The organism is Pseudomonas sp. 2848 (genome assembly GCF_003253945.1).
In the GTDB taxonomy this organism is placed as follows: domain Bacteria; phylum Pseudomonadota; class Gammaproteobacteria; order Pseudomonadales; family Pseudomonadaceae; genus Aquipseudomonas.
Genome location: NZ_QKZD01000002.1, coordinates 591922 through 607397, shown reverse-complemented (window position 1 = coordinate 607397; position 15476 = coordinate 591922). Strand labels below are relative to the sequence as shown.

Here is a 15476-nt window from a genome sequence, read left to right as displayed (position 1 = left end):
ACAATGGCATTTATGCCGCCGAATATGATGATTCAGCCAAGCACCCTCAAACGCATCGCGGGGCAAGCCTGCTCCCACGAATGGAAGCAGGCTTGCCCCGCGAAGTAAGCGAATGGGGTTCAGCGAGTCAGGCGTAGGTGTCGATGAACCGACCGAGCATTTCATCGGAAGCCTTGGCAACTTTGGCACCCAGTTCGACTTCGTGCTTGCCCAGGGCCAATTGCACGGTGCTGGTGGCCAGATCCATCTGCTGGCTGCGGTCAACGCCGCGCAGGCGCTCGGCCTGGTAGTCGGTGGACTGCCCGCTGGTGCCACGTTCGACGGCGCCGCTGGCGATCTGCTGGGCGGCCTGGTCGACACGGTTCTGGCCGTTCTGGATGGCACCCAGGCCCGCGTAATAGGCGGAGCTCGCATTGATTACCATGTCAGGACTCCATGACGCTGGATGATGAACAGGCCTTATTAAAGCAGCAGAACGGGAAAAAGGCCCGTTGAAATCCCTAATAGCCTTGTGCCAGCCGATAGACAGGAGACCTAATCCAACAGGTCCAGATGCAAATGCTCGGCCACCGCAGCCGCGCCCGCCACCTTCAACCAGGGCACGCGCCCCAGGCATGGTGCGGGCAGCCGCTCGGCCAGGCTCGACAGGTTCTCTTCCAGACGCGATGTGCGCGGATCAACGATGTTCGCCACCCAACCGGCCAGTTGCAGGCCATCGCGGGCGATGGCCTCGGCGCTGAGCAAGGCGTGGTTGATGCACCCCAACCGCACCCCTACCACCAGGATCACCGGTAGTTTCAGGGCAATGGCCAGGTCTGACAGGTTCGCATGGTCGGACAACGGCACCCGCCAGCCGCCGGCCCCTTCGATCAAGGTGAAGTCGGCGTGCTGCGCCAGCACCTGCTGCATCGCATTACGCAGCACCAGTACGCTCAACACCACCCCCGCCTCGTGCGCCGCCACGTGTGGAGCGATGGCCGGCTCGAAAGCGAAAGGGTTGACCGATTCATAGGGCAGTTTGACCGAGCTTTCGTCAATCAATGCCAGGGCATCGCTGTTGCGCAACCCTCTGGGCGTCACCATGCAGCCGGATGCCACCGGCTTGGCCGCCAACGTGCTCAGCCCCGACTGCATCGCCGCATGCAGCAGACCCGCGGCGATGGTGGTCTTGCCGACATCGGTGTCGGTGCCGGCAATGAAATAGGCCTGGCTCATGTCACTGCTCCCCGGCCAGCGGTTTGCGCAAGACGCCATACACCACCTGATAGGTGGCAGGCAGCCCCTGAGGCTGGCGGAACTGTTCATAGGCCTGCAACAGGCCCTGCATCCGCGCACGTCCGGTCAACCCCGATGGGCGCCCCGGATTGAGGTTGTGCGCACCCAGTGCCTTGAGCTCGTGGGTCAGGCTGCGCACGTCGGGGTAATGCAGTACATGGGGATGTCGCTCCAGGCCGATCAGCTCCAGACCGCTTTCCCCGCATAGACGCTGGTAATCCTCGAAACGCCGGAAGCGATTGACGTGCACCATGCCATCGACGGCTTGCCAGCTGGCACGCAACTCATCAAGGGTGCCCACGCACAAGCTGCTGAATGCCAGCACCCCGCCTGGGCGCAGCACCCGCCGCGCCTCACCCAGCACGCTGGCGAACTGGCCGCACCACTGCACCGCCAGGCTGCTGAACAGCAGATCGACACTGCCATCGCGCAACGGCAGACGCTCGGCGTCACCCGTCACATGGTGCCGGGCGCCGCCTTGCTCACGGGCATGGCGCAACATGCCCTCGGCAATGTCCACCGCCACACCGTCGGCATCGCTGAAGCGCTCGGCCAGGACCCGGCTGAAATGGCCGGTGCCACTGCCCATGTCCAGCCAGCGCGCTGGGACGAGACCTGCGGGCAGTTTCTCCAACAGCGCCATGCCTACTGCGCGCTGCAAGGCCGCGACACTGTCATAGCTGGCCGCAGCGCGGGAAAACGAAGCCGCCACCTGGCGCTTGTCCGGCAGGGCACCGGGCAAGGTGGGCTGGGAAAGATCAGTCATCGCCACTCTCATGCAGGAAACTCTTGATGCCCGCCGCCAGCTCCTGCGGGTACTCCAGCAGGAAGGCGTGGGAACTGTCTTCGACCAGGCCGACTTCCACGTCGGGCAACAGGTCGCTCAGGGCCTTGGCAGCCTCCACCGGCACCAGCGCATCACTGCCGGCGAACAGGTGCAGCTGCGGGCCGCCGTATTGCTCCAGGGCAGCGCGTGTATCAAGGCTGTCCAGCACCTCCAGCCCAGTGGCCAGGTACAGCGGATCGGTATCGGGCACGCCGACGCCCAGTTGGCGCAGCAAGGTGCGCGGTTGCTGCGCGCCATCGCTGCACAAGGTGCGAAAGCGCTTGAGGGTCACCTGGGTATGGCTGCGGCAGCCATCGAGGAAGGTACCGAAGGTATCCGGTGCCATCCCGTGCGGCCAATCCGGCCGAGCGACAAAGCTGGGATTGCTCGCCAGCGTGAGCAAGCCGCAGCAATGATCGCCGCGCTTGTGGGCCAGGGCGCTGGCGAGCATGCCACCCAGCGACCAGCCGCCAAGCCACACGTCGTTGGGCAGCTTGCGGTCGAGGTAGTCGACCCAGGCCAGCGGGTCGCTGTCGGCCAGGTCCGGCAACGGCATCAGTTCGACCTGCAGGCGCGGGTCCTGGGCACGCAGGCTGGCGGCCAGCGGCTCCAGTGAGGCGGTGCCCAGCCCCCAGCCGGGCAGAAGGATCATTCGGTTACGCATCGGCGGACTCCAGCTGTGGATAACACTCGGCCAATGCATTCAACAATAGCTGCACCTGCGCCTCACTGTGGGCGGCGCTCAGGGTCACCCGCAGACGGGCGCTGCCAGCGGGTACGGTGGGTGGGCGAATCGCCGTGACCAGCAGACCGCGTTCACGCAACAAGCGGGACAATGCCAGCGCCCGCCCCGCATCGCCGATAAGGATCGGCTGGATCGCGGTGTGGCTTTCCATCAGGGTCAGGCCGATCTGCTCGGCGCCTGTGCGGAACTGCTGGATCAGCGCGGCCAGGTGCTCGCGCCGCCAGCGCTCCCGGCTCAGCAGCTCCAGCGCCTTGAGCGTGGCGCACGCCAATGCCGGCGGCTGGCTGGTGGTGTAGATGTAGGGCCGGGCGAACTGCACCAGTGCCTCGATCAGGTCCTCGCTGCCGGCAACGAAGGCGCCGGCGGTGCCACAGGCCTTGCCCAACGTGCCGATCAGCACTGGTACGTCGTCGACACCCAGGCCGAAATGCTCGACCAGGCCGCCGCCGTTGGCGCCCAAGGTACCAAAGCCATGGGCATCGTCGACCATCAGCCATGCCCCACGGCCGCAGGCGACCTTGGCCAGGGCCGGCAGGTCGGCGCAATCGCCATCCATGCTGAACACGCCATCGGTGACCACCAGGGTATTGCCGGTGGCTTTCTCCAGGCGACTGGCCAGGCTGGCCGGGTCGTTGTGCAGATAGCGGCTGAAGCGGGCGCCACTGAGCAGCCCGCCGTCGAGCAGGGAAGCGTGGTTGAGGCGGTCCTGCAAGACTGTGTCGCCCTGCCCCACCAGCGCGGTGATGGCCCCGAGGTTGGCCATGTAGCCAGTGGAAAACAGCAACGCGCGAGGGCGCCCGGTCAACTCGGCCAGTGCTTCTTCAACGTCATGGTGCGGCGTGCTGTGGCCGATCACCAGGTGCGAGGCGCCACCGCCGACACCCCAGCGCTCGGCGCCATCGCGCCAGGCCTTGATCACCTCGGGGTGATTGGCCAGGCCCAGGTAGTCATTGCTGCAGAAGGCCAGCAGCGGCTGGCCATCGACCACCACCTGCGGCACTTGCGGGCTTTCCAGCAGCGGCCGTTGCCGATAGAGGTCCGCGGCACGCCGTTCGGCCAGGCGCGCGGCGAGATCGAAGGCCATGCTCAGGCCGAGGCTGCGTCGTAGAACAGCTCGCTGCTGCGCTGCTCGACCAGCGCCTGTTCGATGGCGGCCTGGTGCACTTCGTCGGCGTGCTCTTCACGGGCTTCCGGCTGGATACCCAGGCGGGCGAACAGCTGCATGTCCTTGTCGGCCTGCGGGTTGGCCGTGGTCAGCAGCTTCTCGCCGTAGAAGATCGAGTTGGCCCCGGCCATGAACGCCAGGGCCTGCATCTGCTCGTTCATCTGCTCACGGCCGGCCGACAGGCGCACGTGGGACTTGGGCATGAGGATCCGGGCCACGGCGAGCATGCGGATGAAGTCGAACGGATCGACGTCTTCCTCGTCGGCCAGCGGCGTGCCAGCAACCTTGACCAGCATGTTGATCGGCACCGACTCCGGGTGCTCGGGGAGGTTGGCCAGCTGGATCAACAGGCCGGCGCGGTCGTCCAGCGACTCGCCCATGCCAAGGATGCCCCCGGAGCAGATCTTCATGCCGGCGTCACGCACGTAGGCCAGGGTCTGCAGGCGTTCGCTGTAGGTGCGGGTGGTGATGATGCTGCCGTAGAACTCCGGCGAGGTGTCGAGGTTGTGGTTGTAGTAGTCCAGGCCGGCTTGGGCCAAGGCCTGGGTCTGCTCCTGGTCGAGCTTGCCGAGGGTCATGCAGGTTTCCAGGCCCATGGCCTTGACCCCTTTGACCATCTCCAGCACGTAGGGCATGTCCTTGGCCGAGGGATGCTTCCACGCCGCGCCCATGCAGAAGCGGGTCGAGCCGATGGCCTTGGCCCGGGCGGCCTCCTCCAGCACCTTCTGCACTTCCATCAGCTTCTGTTTTTCCAGCCCGGTGTTGTAGTGGCCGGACTGCGGACAATATTTGCAATCTTCCGGACAGGCGCCGGTCTTGATCGACAGCAGCGTGGAAACCTGCACGCGGTTGGGGTCGAAATGTGCACGGTGAACGGTCTGGGCCTGGAACAGCAGGTCATTGAACGGCTGCTGGAACAGTGCCTTGACCTCGGCCAGGGACCAGTCGTGACGGGTTGTTGCAATTGCGCTGGCGCTCATCGGCGTTTCCTTATCTATGGTCTGACTGACGCCGGGACAGGGAAACCCACCAGCGCATCACGGATAGCTCGCATAGTCACGGAAGGCCCCATGAACTGTCAACCAATCAAGAACACACTGGTTTACATCTGTACAAATATCGAACAATCCTGTTTGCTTTGCGATGAGCTCGCGGGGCAGCCCTACCCACTGTGCGTCGCCTGCGAGCAGGCGCTGCCCTGGCTGCAGGAGCAATGCCGCCGTTGCGCGCTGCCCCTGGCCCTGGACGACCTTCTCTGCGGCAGTTGCAGCCGCCGCCCACCGGCATTCAAACGAGTGATCGCGCCCTGGCATTACGGCTTTCCCGTCGACACCCTGATAAGCCGCTTCAAGCACAACAGCCAGTGGCCCCTGGGACGGTTGCTCGCCCAACTGCTCGGCCAGAACCTGAGCCACCACTATCACGAAGGCTTGCCACGGCCAGATCGCTTGTTGCCCGTTCCCCTGGCCGGGCGTCGACTGCGCCAGCGCGGCTTCAACCAGGCGGCGATGCTCGCCCGCTGGCTCGCCAGACAGTTGCGCCTGCCCTGCGACGAGCACTTGCTGCAGCGGGTGCGCGATACACCGGCGCAACAGGCGCTCGGTGCCAAGGCCCGGCAACGCAACCTGCGTCAGGCCTTCGCCCTCGCCCCGGGCAGTGAACTGGACGGCCTGCATCTGGCGCTGGTCGACGACGTGCTGACCACCGGGGCGACCGCACAGACCATCGCCCGATTGCTGCGCCAGGCCGGTGCCCGGCGGGTGGATATCTACTGCCTGGCGCGCACACCGCGCCCGGGCCAGGCTTGACTTGCCCCGGTGACGGCGGCAACGTCGCGGGACCTACACCACGCCTGATGCCCGCCCATGTCCCTGCCCGCCTTGCTCACCCAGCACATCGCCCGCCGCCCACAGCGCATCGCCCTGCTGCAACATGTCGCCGAGCAGGGGTCCATCACCCGCGCCGCCAAGGCCGCGGGGATCAGCTACAAGGCCGCCTGGGATGCCATCGACGAACTCAACAACCTGGCGGCACACCCCCTGGTCGAACGCAGCACCGGGGGCCGGGGCGGTGGTGGCGCCCGGCTGTCCGCCGAAGGCGAACGGGTACTGCGCCTGTACCAGCGCCTGCAGGCGTTGCAGGCAGAGATCCTGGAGTCCGCCGAGGACAGCAGCGACTTCGCCCTGCTTGGCCGGCTGATGCTACGCACCAGTGCGCGCAACCAGTTGCAGGGACGCATCAGCGGGCTGCGCCGCGAAGGCCGACATGACCGTATCAGCCTGGACCTGGGCGGCGGTCTGGAGATCGAGGCCTTGATCACCCGGGGCAGTACCGAGCGGCTGGAGCTGGCGCTGGGGGGCACGGTGGTGGCGCTGCTGAAGGCGGGGTGGGTGCAGTTGCTGGGGCCGGACGAGCTGGCGGAGCAAGGCAGCAATTGCCTGAAGGCCAAGGTCGAGGAGCTTGTCGGTGAGCAGGACGGTCCAGTCGAGGTGCGCCTGGCACTGGGTAACGGGCAGACTTTGTGCGCTTTCGCCGAGGCTGACTGGCTGGCGCAGTATCAAGTCGGGCCGCAGAGCATGATGCGGGTGCAGTTCCATCCGTCGTTCGTTTTGCTGGGCGTGCCGGTCTAACCGGCTACGACAAGGGCGGGGCCTGCCTTGTGATTGGGGTAACATGCAGCCACGCCGTCCCCGCGCCTGGAGCCTTTCATGTCCCACCCCTTCGACACCCTCACCCCCGACCTCGTGCTGGACGCCGTGGAAAGCCTTGGCTTTCTCAGCGATGCGCGGGTGCTGGCGCTCAACAGCTACGAAAACCGTGTCTATCAGGTGGGCATCGAGGGAGAACAACCGCTGATCGCCAAGTTCTACCGCCCTGGGCGCTGGAGCGATGCGGCAATCCTCGAAGAACATGCCTTCACCGCCGAACTGGCGGAGTGCGAAGTGCCCGTGGTGGCGCCGCTGCTGCACGAGGGCCGCTCCCTGTTCGAGCACCGGGGGTTTCGCTTTACCCTGTTCCCGCGCCGTGGTGGCCATGCCCCGGAGCCGGGCAACCTCGACCAGTTGTACCGCCTGGGACAGTTGCTCGGGCGCTTGCATGCCGTGGCGGCCATCCGGCCATTCGAACACCGTGAGCAGCTGGCTGTGGACAACTTTGGCCATGCCTCGCTCAACACCCTGCTGGACGGTGGCTTCGTTCCTCGCGAGCTGCTGCCGGCCTTCGAATCCGTGGCCCGCGACCTACTCAAGCGGGTCGAGGATATCTACGCCCGCACCCCGCACCAACGAATCCGCCTGCACGGCGACCTGCACCCCGGCAACCTGATGCACCGCGACGACGTCTACCATGTGGTCGACCTCGACGACTGCCGCATGGGCCCCGCGGTGCAGGACCTGTGGATGATGCTTGCCGGCAGCCGCGAAGAGCGCCTCGGCCAGCTGGCCGAGCTGATCGACGGCTACAACGAATTCCACGACTTCGACCCGCGTGAACTGGCCCTGATCGAGCCACTGCGCGCCCTGCGCCAGTTGCACTACAGCGCCTGGCTGGCGCGGCGCTGGGATGACCCGGCGTTCCCCCGCAGCTTCCCGTGGTTCGGCCAACCACGCTACTGGGGGGACCAGATCCTGGCGCTACGTGAGCAGATGGCCGCCCTCGATGAACAACCGCTGAAATTGTTCTAGGTGCACGTCGCGCTCTGTCTACAATAGGCGTCGCTTTATTTAGCTACCTAAGCAAGGATTCTGCATGCACGCCGCAAACCCGCGTCGCGGGTATATTCTGGGCCTCGGCGCCTACATCATCTGGGGCCTGTTCCCCCTGTACTTCAAAGCCATCCAGAGCGTCCCGGCGGTGGAGATCATCGTCCATCGGGTGCTTTGGTCGGCGCTGTTCGGCTCGCTCCTGCTGCTGGTATGGAAGCACCCCGGCTGGTGGCGCGAACTGCGCGACAACCCCAGGCGCCTGGCCATCCTGGCCCTGAGCGGCACGCTGATCGCCGGCAACTGGCTGACCTATGTATGGGCGGTGAACAACGGGCGAATGCTCGAGGCCAGCCTGGGCTACTACATCAACCCGCTGATCAACGTACTACTGGGCATGTTGCTGCTCGGTGAGCGCCTGCGCCGCCTGCAATGGCTGGCAGTGGGCCTGGCGGCCCTGGGCGTGGCGCAACAGGTCTGGCAGGTCGGCAGCCTGCCCTGGGTATCGTTGGCGCTGGCACTGTCCTTCGGCTTCTACGGGCTCATCCGCAAGCAGGCGCCGGTCGCGGCGCTGCCCGGCCTGGTGGTCGAAACCTGGATGCTGGTACCACTGGCGATCGGTTGGCTGCTGCTGCACCCAACGGCCAACAGCGCCAGCCTGGCGTTTTTCAACAGCAGCGAGGCACTGTGGCTGATCGCCGCCGGCCCGGTCACCCTGATACCCCTGGTGTGCTTCAACGCCGCCGCGCGCCACCTGCCGTATACCACCCTGGGCTTCCTGCAGTACCTGGCGCCGACCCTGGTGCTGCTGCAGGCGGTGTGGCTGTTCGATGAGCACCTGACCTCCAGCAACCTGCTGGCGTTCGCGTGCATCTGGGCGGGGCTGGCGGTGTACAGCGTCGATGCCTGGCTGAGTTTGCGCAAGCGCGCCTGATCAATTAATGATCAAACATCTGCAGGCCACGGACTTCGTGGCCTGCAGCAAGGTCTCCAGAGGTTATCCACACCCTCGTCCCCGTGGTTTGTGCACAAGCAACTAATTACTGGGTGTTTTTTGCTCAATACTGGCTAACCGGCGTGGTTATTGGGCTGTAGCAGTACGCCCCCAGGTTATCCACAGGGGCGTCCCCGTTAAATCGGGATAACCGTGGGAGCGGCGGTTCGCCGTTGCGACTTGCCCCGCGATTGCCCGCAATCAATCCTCCGGCCGCAGCCGCAACTCCACCATCAGATCATCCGCCAGGCTCTCCAACCTTGCCTGCAAATCATCCAGAGACAAGGTCAAGGGCAGCGCCAGCAGTGCATCGGCCTGGAACAATGGCTCGCTGCTCATCGGCGCCGGGCGCACCTCAGTGCTCAGACGCTCCACATTCACCCCAAGCTCTGCCAGCAGGCGGGTAATGTCGCGAACGATGCCGGGCCTGTCGTTGCCCACCAGTTCCATCGCGATCGGTTTCCAGGTGCAGGACGGCTCGATGCCGCTTTCGGCGATCAACACTCGAATGCCGTGGTCGCCCAGTTTCTGCAACGACTCGACCAGTTCGGCGTAGTTCTCCGCCGGTACCGCCACCCGCAAGATCCCGGCGAACTGGCCGGCCATGCGTGACATGCGGCTTTCCAGCCAGTTGCCATTGTGATCGGCGATGCACTGGGCGATACGTTCTACCTGCCCGGCCTTGTCAGGGGCGATCACGGTCAGTACAAGATGGTCCACGGGGCCACTCCTTCATTCGTCTGCAAGCGCCGCCGCAGATGGGGGCGATACGGGGATCGAATCAGTATAGGCAAGGCGCGGCAACCTGCCGCAGGACAGCCAGGCTAACTAATCGTGTACTGTTTCAAGATTTATCTGGAACAATCCACCTGTTTTTTGCGAACATGTCCTCTCCCAGCGTGACCCTATGCGACCAATCGGTCGCAGAGCGACGCTTTTAGTCTGATGTTTACCTGCCTGCTGCTTCATGTAGTATGCATCGGCGCGGACTACAAAAACGTCGTTTCGATGTCTGCCAAGGCGCCTGTGAAAATACGCCAACCGCCCGCCGGCCCGTCTGGCGAGCCGCACCCAGCCGCCCCGGATTACGCGGGCATGCACTGGTGCCGTGTTTAGAGAAGCGCTACAGGCTTAATACAGAAGAGCGAAAGCGAAATAGCTGAGCAGAGGTGAGGCAAGCAATGACTGGATACGTTCAAGTCGGTGGCCTTCAGGTCGCCAAGGCCCTGTACGACTTCGTCAACGACGAAGCGATTCCTGGAACCGGCATCGAAGCCGACAAGTTCTGGGCCGGGGCGGCAGAGATCATTAAAGACCTCGCTCCCAAGAACAAAGCCCTGCTCGCCAAGCGCGACGAGCTGCAAGCCAGGATCGACGCCTGGCACCAGGCCCGCAAAGACCAGGCCCATGACGCCGTCGCCTACAAGGCATTCCTCCAGGAGATCGGCTACCTGCTGCCACAAGTCGAGGACTTCCAGGCCACCACCCAGAACGTCGATGACGAGATCGCGGTCATGGCCGGCCCGCAGTTGGTGGTGCCGGTGATGAACGCCCGTTTCGCCCTGAACGCCGCCAATGCCCGCTGGGGCTCGCTGTATGACGCGCTGTACGGCACCGATGTCATCAGCGATGAAGGCGGCGCTGAAAAAGGTCAGGGCTACAACAAGGCCCGTGGCGACAAGGTCATCGCCTTCGGCCGTGCCTTCCTCGACCAGGCCGCGCCGTTGGCCGCAGGCTCCCATGTCGACTCCACCGCCTACCGCATCGACGGCGGCAAGCTGGTGGTCGCCCTCAAGGGCGGCAGCAACAGCGGCCTGCGTGACGATGCCCAGCTGATCGGTTTCCACGGCGATGCCGCCGCACCGACCGCCGTACTGCTCAAGCACAACGGCCTGCACTTCGAGATCCAGGTCGACGCCAGCACCCCGGTCGGCAGCACCGACGCCGCCGGCGTGAAAGACATCCTGATGGAATCGGCTCTGACCACCATCATGGACTGCGAAGACTCGGTCGCCGCCGTCGATGCCGACGACAAGGTCATCGTCTACCGCAACTGGCTGGGCCTGATGAAAGGCGACCTGGCCGAAAGCGTGAGCAAGGGCGGCAAGACCTTCACCCGCACGATGAACCCGGACCGCGAGTACGCGGCGCCCAATGGCGGCAGCGTGACCCTGCACGGCCGCTCGCTGCTATTCGTGCGCAACGTCGGGCACCTGATGACCAACCCGGCGATCCTCGACGCCCAGGGCAACGAAATCCCCGAAGGTATCCAGGACGGCCTGTTCACCAACCTGATCGCCCTGCACAACCTCAACGGCAACACCAGCCGCAAGAACACCCGTACCGGCAGCGTCTACATCGTCAAGCCGAAGATGCATGGCCCTGAAGAGGTGGCATTCGCCGCCGAGATCTTCAGCCGCGTCGAAGACCTGCTGGGCATGCAGCGCAATACCGTCAAGGTCGGCATCATGGACGAGGAGCGCCGCACCACGGTCAACCTCAAGGCCTGCATCAAGGCTGCGGCCGAGCGCGTGGTGTTCATCAACACCGGCTTCCTCGACCGCACCGGTGACGAGATCCACACCTCCATGGAGGCCGGCGCCGTGGTGCGCAAGGGCGCCATGAAGAACGAGAAGTGGATCGGCGCCTACGAGAACAACAACGTCGACGTCGGCCTGGCCACCGGCCTGCAGGGTCGCGCGCAGATCGGCAAGGGCATGTGGGCCATGCCCGACCTGATGGCCGCCATGCTCGAGCAAAAGATCGCCCACCCGCTGGCCGGCGCCAACACCGCCTGGGTACCGTCGCCGACCGCCGCCACCCTGCACGCCCTGCACTACCACAAGGTCGACGTGCAGGCCCGTCAACGCGAACTGGCCTCGCGCACCCCGGCTTCGGTCGACGATATCCTGACCATCCCGCTGGCGGCCAACACCAACTGGTCGGCCGAGGAAATCCGCAACGAGCTGGACAACAACGCCCAGGGCATCCTCGGCTACGTGGTGCGCTGGATCGACCAGGGCGTGGGCTGTTCGAAGGTACCGGACATCAACGATGTTGGCCTGATGGAAGACCGCGCCACCCTGCGGATTTCCGCCCAACTGCTGGCCAACTGGCTGCGCCATGGCGTGGTCACCCAGGAGCAGGTGCTGGAAAGCCTCAAGCGCATGGCCGCGGTGGTGGACAAGCAGAACGCCGGTGACGCCCTGTACCGCCCGATGGCGCCGAACTTCGATGACAACATCGCGTTCCAGGCGGCGATCGAGCTGGTGGTGGAGGGTGCCAAGCAACCGAACGGCTACACCGAGCCGGTCCTGCACCGTCGTCGTCGCGAGTTCAAGGCGCGCAACGGGCTGTAAGCCGCCTGTAACACATCGCGGGGCAAGTCGCATCGGAGCATCGATGCGACTTGCCCCGCGATCGTTTTCAGCCCTGATCCATCCTCAGTTCGCGACGCACCAGCTCCAGCAACTTGCCCAGGTCCACCGGCTTGAGCAAAAAGTCCACCACCCCAAGGTGCATCACGTCCACCGCCTCCTTCACATCAGTGTCGCCCGACACCACGATGATCGACAGCGCCGCCCGCTCGGACTCGCGAACCTGGCGAATCAGCTCCAGGCCATCCTCGGGCTCCATGCGCAGGTCGGTGATCATCAGCGCGATCCGCGGTTCGTAATGCAGCTTCAACATCGCTTCCTGCGCGCCGTCAGCCGTCATGCAGGCGATGCCTCGACTCTTCAGGTACAGGCTCAGCGCCTCGCTGTTCACCGGGTTGTCGTCCACCACCAGCACTACGGGACGAGCCGCGACAGGCGCACTCACCCCGGCCAGTGCCTCGCGCTCGGCGTCACTCAGTATGTCGTCATGCTCGGCCATGGCCCATCTCGTCAAAAAAATCTCGTTCACAGCTTAGGACCGCGAAATTTACATAGCCCGGTTCGCCTTTCGTCGGGTCCTTGACAGCCTCGCTCTAGACTTACGTCCAATGGGCACCACAGTACGGCCAGCCGACCATGGGGGCCGAGAACAACAAAGCCGACCCCTATAGATAGATATATATAGTTCGGCGTAGCGATACGGTCAGCTTCATGAGCAAAAAGGACGCCTATACCCAGGCCGGCAGGACAGCGGTACTGCAAAACATCCAGGGCACCCTGCAGTTCCTGCAGCGTTTCCCGCCGTTCAACCAGATGGAACACAGCCACCTGGCCTACCTGGTGGAACAGTGCCAGCTGCGCTTCTACGCGGGCGGCGAAAGCATCATCACGCCGGCCGAGGGCCCGGTCGAGCACTTCTATATCGTCAAGCAGGGGCGCGTGGTTGGCGAACGTCACCATGTCACCAAGCCAGGCACCGAGACCACCTTCGAGATCACCAGCGGTGAATGCTTCCCGCTGGCGGCTTTGCTCGGCGAGCGGGCCACCCGCACCGAGCACCTGGCCGGCGAAGACACCTTCTGCCTGCAACTGGACAAGGCCGCGTTCATCCGTGTGTTTTCCATGTCCGAGGTGTTCCGCGACTTCGCCTTGCGCGGCGTCAGCAGCCTGCTCGACCAGGTCAACCAGCAAGTGCGCCAGCGCGCCGTGGAGACCCTGGGTACCCAGTACTCGCTCAACACACCGCTGGGCGAACTGGCGCTGCGCCACCCGGTTGTGTGCACGCCAGACACGCCCCTGCGCGAAGCCGTGCGGCAAATGCACGAGCAACAGGTCGGCAGCATCGTGATCATCGATGAGCAGCGCCACCCCATCGGCATCTTCACCCTGCGCGACCTGCGCCAGGTGGTGGCCGACGCCAGCGCCGAACTGACCGCGCCCATCGAGCGCTACATGACCGCCAAACCGTTCTACCTGAGCCCCCAGGCCAGTGCGTTCGACGCTGCCATGGCGATGACCGAACGCCACATTGCCCATGTCTGCCTGGTGGACAACCAGCGCCTGTGCGGGGTGATTTCCGAGCGCGACCTGTTCTCCCTGCAGCGCGTCGACCTGGTGCACCTGGCCCGCACCATCCGCCATGCACCGCGGCTGGACAGCCTGGTGGCACTGCGCGGCGAAATCGGCCAACTGGTCGAACGCATGCTCGCCCACGGCGCCTCTTCGACGCAGATCACCCAGATCATCACCCTGCTCAACGACCACACCGTGTGCCGGGTGATCGAACTGGCCATCGCCGAGCGCGGCGACCCGGGCGTGCCGTTCAGTTGGTTGTGCTTCGGCAGCGAGGGCCGCCGCGAGCAGACCCTGTACACCGACCAGGACAACGGCATTCTTTTCGAGGCCCGTGACGGCGCCGAAGCCGAGGCGATCCGCGCACGCTTGCTGCCGTTGGCCCAGCAGATCAACCACAACCTGGCCCAGTGCGGCTTCACCCTGTGCAAAGGCAACGTGATGGCCGGCAACCCCGAGCTGTGCCTATCGCGTGGCGAATGGGCGCGGCGCTTCGCTGGCTTCGTGCGCGAAGCCAGCCCCGAGAACCTGTTGGGCTCAAGCATCTACTTCGACTTGCGCGTGGTCTGGGGCGACGAGCAGGGCTGCGAGCAACTGCGCCAGGGCCTGCTGGAGCAAGTCGCGGACAACCGAATTTTCCAGCGCATGCTGGCCGACAACGCCCTGCGCCAGCGTCCGCCGGTCGGGCGCCTGCGCGAGTTCGTGCTGACCCGCCAGGGTGACGACAAGGCCGCCACCCTCGACCTCAAGGTGCAGGGCCTGACCCCGTTCGTCGATGGCGCCAGGCTGCTGGCCCTGGCCCACGGCATCACGGCGTGCAATACCCTGGAGCGGCTGCGCCAGCTGATCGCCAAGGGCATCATCGACTCGCTCGACGGCGCCGCCTATGAAGAGGCCTACCACTTCATCCAGCAGACCCGCATGCAGCAGCACCAACGCCAGAGCCGCGAGAACATGCCTTACTCCAACCGGCTCGACCCCGACAGCCTCAACCACCTGGACCGGCGCATCCTGCGCGAGTCCCTGCGCCAGGCCCAGCGCCTGCAGAGCAGCCTGGCCCTGCGGTACCAGTTGTGAACCTGTTCGCCTGGTTGCGCCCCACAGCCCCCGAACTCGATGCGGCGCTGCAGCGGCGCCTGGCCGCGCTGCCCGGCCCTGCGCCCCTGGGCGTGTGCTCCCTGCGCGAACAGCGCTGGGTGGTGCTGGACCTGGAGACCAGCGGCCTGAATCTCAATCGCGACCAGGTGCTGTCGATCGGCGCGGTGGCCATCGAGGACGGTGCCATCGACCTCGGTCGGCCATTCGAGCGGACCCTGCGTCGCCCCGAACAGAAAACCAACGCCAGCGTGCTGATCCACGGCCTGGGCCCCAGTGCCCTGGCCGCCGGCTGCGAACCGGCCGAAGCACTGCTCGACCTGATGACGTTCATCGGCGACAGTCCGGTACTGGCGTTCCATGCCCCTTTCGACCAGCGCATGCTGGCCCGGGCGTTGAAGGACAGCCTGGGCCTGCGCCTGCAGCATCCGTTTCTCGACGTGGCAGAGCTGGCGCCGATGCTCAACCCCGACACCGTGCTGCGCGAGGCCGGGCTGGACGACTGGATCGCCCGTTTCGGCCTCGAAGTCCAGGCCCGCCACCATGCCAGCGCCGATGCCCAGGTGACCGCGGAACTTGCGTTGATCCTCTTCAGCCAAGCGCGCCGCCAGCAACTGGACAGCCCGCTGCAGCTGGAACAGCGGGTGCGCCAGTGGCGACGACGCAAGGCGCAGCACCACGGCCTCTGATTTTTATCGCGCCCCCTGACATGCTGGCAATCCGATA

At 65.1% G+C, this 15476-nt stretch carries 14 protein-coding genes and 1 pseudogene; 7 read left to right on the top strand and 8 right to left on the bottom strand.

What is annotated here, in order from left to right:
• Positions 1 to 127: 127 nt before the first annotated feature.
• From DFS21_RS06775 to bioB, 6 genes are all read right to left on the bottom strand, one after another.
• A complete protein-coding gene (locus DFS21_RS06775) occupies positions 128 to 424 on the bottom strand; it encodes a pyrroloquinoline quinone biosynthesis protein PqqE (RefSeq protein ID WP_111532016.1) in 297 nt (98 codons plus the stop codon).
• A gap of 110 nt (positions 425 to 534) precedes the next feature.
• Positions 535 to 1215 carry a dethiobiotin synthase gene (gene bioD, locus DFS21_RS06770; protein WP_110697443.1) on the bottom strand — a complete coding sequence of 227 codons (681 nt, stop codon included), beginning with the start codon at positions 1213 to 1215 and terminating at the stop codon, positions 535 to 537.
• A 1-nt stretch (position 1216) separates the two neighbouring features.
• Entirely contained in the window at positions 1217 to 2041 is an 825-nt protein-coding gene (gene bioC / locus DFS21_RS06765; RefSeq protein ID WP_110697442.1) for a malonyl-ACP O-methyltransferase BioC, read from the bottom strand.
• Entirely contained in the window at positions 2034 to 2765 is a 732-nt protein-coding gene (locus DFS21_RS06760) for an alpha/beta fold hydrolase (RefSeq protein ID WP_110697440.1), read from the bottom strand. Before DFS21_RS06760 ends, bioC begins: the two co-directional genes overlap by 8 nt.
• A complete protein-coding gene (bioF, locus tag DFS21_RS06755) occupies positions 2758 to 3930 on the bottom strand; it encodes an 8-amino-7-oxononanoate synthase (RefSeq protein ID WP_111532015.1) in 1173 nt (390 codons plus the stop codon). The genes DFS21_RS06760 and bioF overlap by 8 nt, the downstream gene beginning before the upstream one ends.
• Positions 3931 to 3932: 2 nt before the next feature.
• Complete coding sequence (gene bioB, locus DFS21_RS06750) at positions 3933 to 4991, bottom strand: biotin synthase BioB (protein WP_110697436.1); 1059 nt, start codon at positions 4989 to 4991, stop codon at positions 3933 to 3935.
• Between the two features lie 90 nt (positions 4992 to 5081).
• Here bioB and DFS21_RS06745 point away from each other — a divergent pair, with 90 nt between their 5' ends.
• The 4 genes from DFS21_RS06745 (at position 5082) to rarD (ending at position 8646) form a co-directional block, all read left to right on the top strand.
• On the top strand, positions 5082 to 5819 hold the full coding sequence (locus tag DFS21_RS06745; RefSeq protein ID WP_111532014.1) for a ComF family protein: 738 nt from the start codon (positions 5082 to 5084) through the stop codon (positions 5817 to 5819).
• Positions 5820 to 5876: 57 nt separating this feature from the next.
• Positions 5877 to 6641, top strand: a complete 765-nt coding sequence (locus tag DFS21_RS06740) for a TOBE domain-containing protein (protein WP_110697431.1) — start codon at positions 5877 to 5879, stop codon at positions 6639 to 6641.
• 78 nt (positions 6642 to 6719) lie between these two features.
• The gene (locus DFS21_RS06735; protein WP_110697429.1) at positions 6720 to 7694 is read left to right on the top strand and encodes a serine/threonine protein kinase; all 975 of its coding nucleotides are present in this window, start codon (positions 6720 to 6722) and stop codon (positions 7692 to 7694) included.
• Between the two features lie 64 nt (positions 7695 to 7758).
• Entirely contained in the window at positions 7759 to 8646 is an 888-nt protein-coding gene (gene rarD / locus DFS21_RS06730) for an EamA family transporter RarD (RefSeq protein WP_046857417.1), read from the top strand.
• Between the two features lie 261 nt (positions 8647 to 8907).
• On the opposite strand, the gene DFS21_RS06725 is transcribed toward rarD, so the two are convergent.
• Positions 8908 to 9426 carry a glycine cleavage system protein R gene (locus tag DFS21_RS06725; RefSeq protein WP_046857418.1) on the bottom strand — a complete coding sequence of 173 codons (519 nt, stop codon included), beginning with the start codon at positions 9424 to 9426 and terminating at the stop codon, positions 8908 to 8910.
• Positions 9427 to 9887: 461 nt separating this feature from the next.
• On the opposite strand from DFS21_RS06725, the gene DFS21_RS06720 reads away from it, so the two are divergent.
• Positions 9888 to 12065, top strand: a complete 2178-nt coding sequence (locus DFS21_RS06720; RefSeq protein WP_111532013.1) for a malate synthase G — start codon at positions 9888 to 9890, stop codon at positions 12063 to 12065.
• Between the two features lie 67 nt (positions 12066 to 12132).
• Here DFS21_RS06720 and DFS21_RS06715 read toward each other — a convergent pair.
• Positions 12133 to 12589: pseudogene (locus DFS21_RS06715) on the bottom strand (response regulator).
• Positions 12590 to 12794: 205 nt separating this feature from the next.
• Between DFS21_RS06715 and DFS21_RS06710 the strand changes: the two are divergent.
• Both DFS21_RS06710 and DFS21_RS06705 read left to right on the top strand, forming a co-directional pair.
• Positions 12795 to 14732, top strand: coding sequence for a putative nucleotidyltransferase substrate binding domain-containing protein (locus tag DFS21_RS06710; protein WP_110697423.1), 1938 nt, complete (start codon positions 12795 to 12797; stop codon positions 14730 to 14732).
• The gene (locus DFS21_RS06705) at positions 14729 to 15439 is read left to right on the top strand and encodes a PolC-type DNA polymerase III (RefSeq protein ID WP_110697421.1); all 711 of its coding nucleotides are present in this window, start codon (positions 14729 to 14731) and stop codon (positions 15437 to 15439) included. Before DFS21_RS06710 ends, DFS21_RS06705 begins: the two co-directional genes overlap by 4 nt.
• The last annotated feature ends 37 nt before the right edge of the window (positions 15440 to 15476 follow it).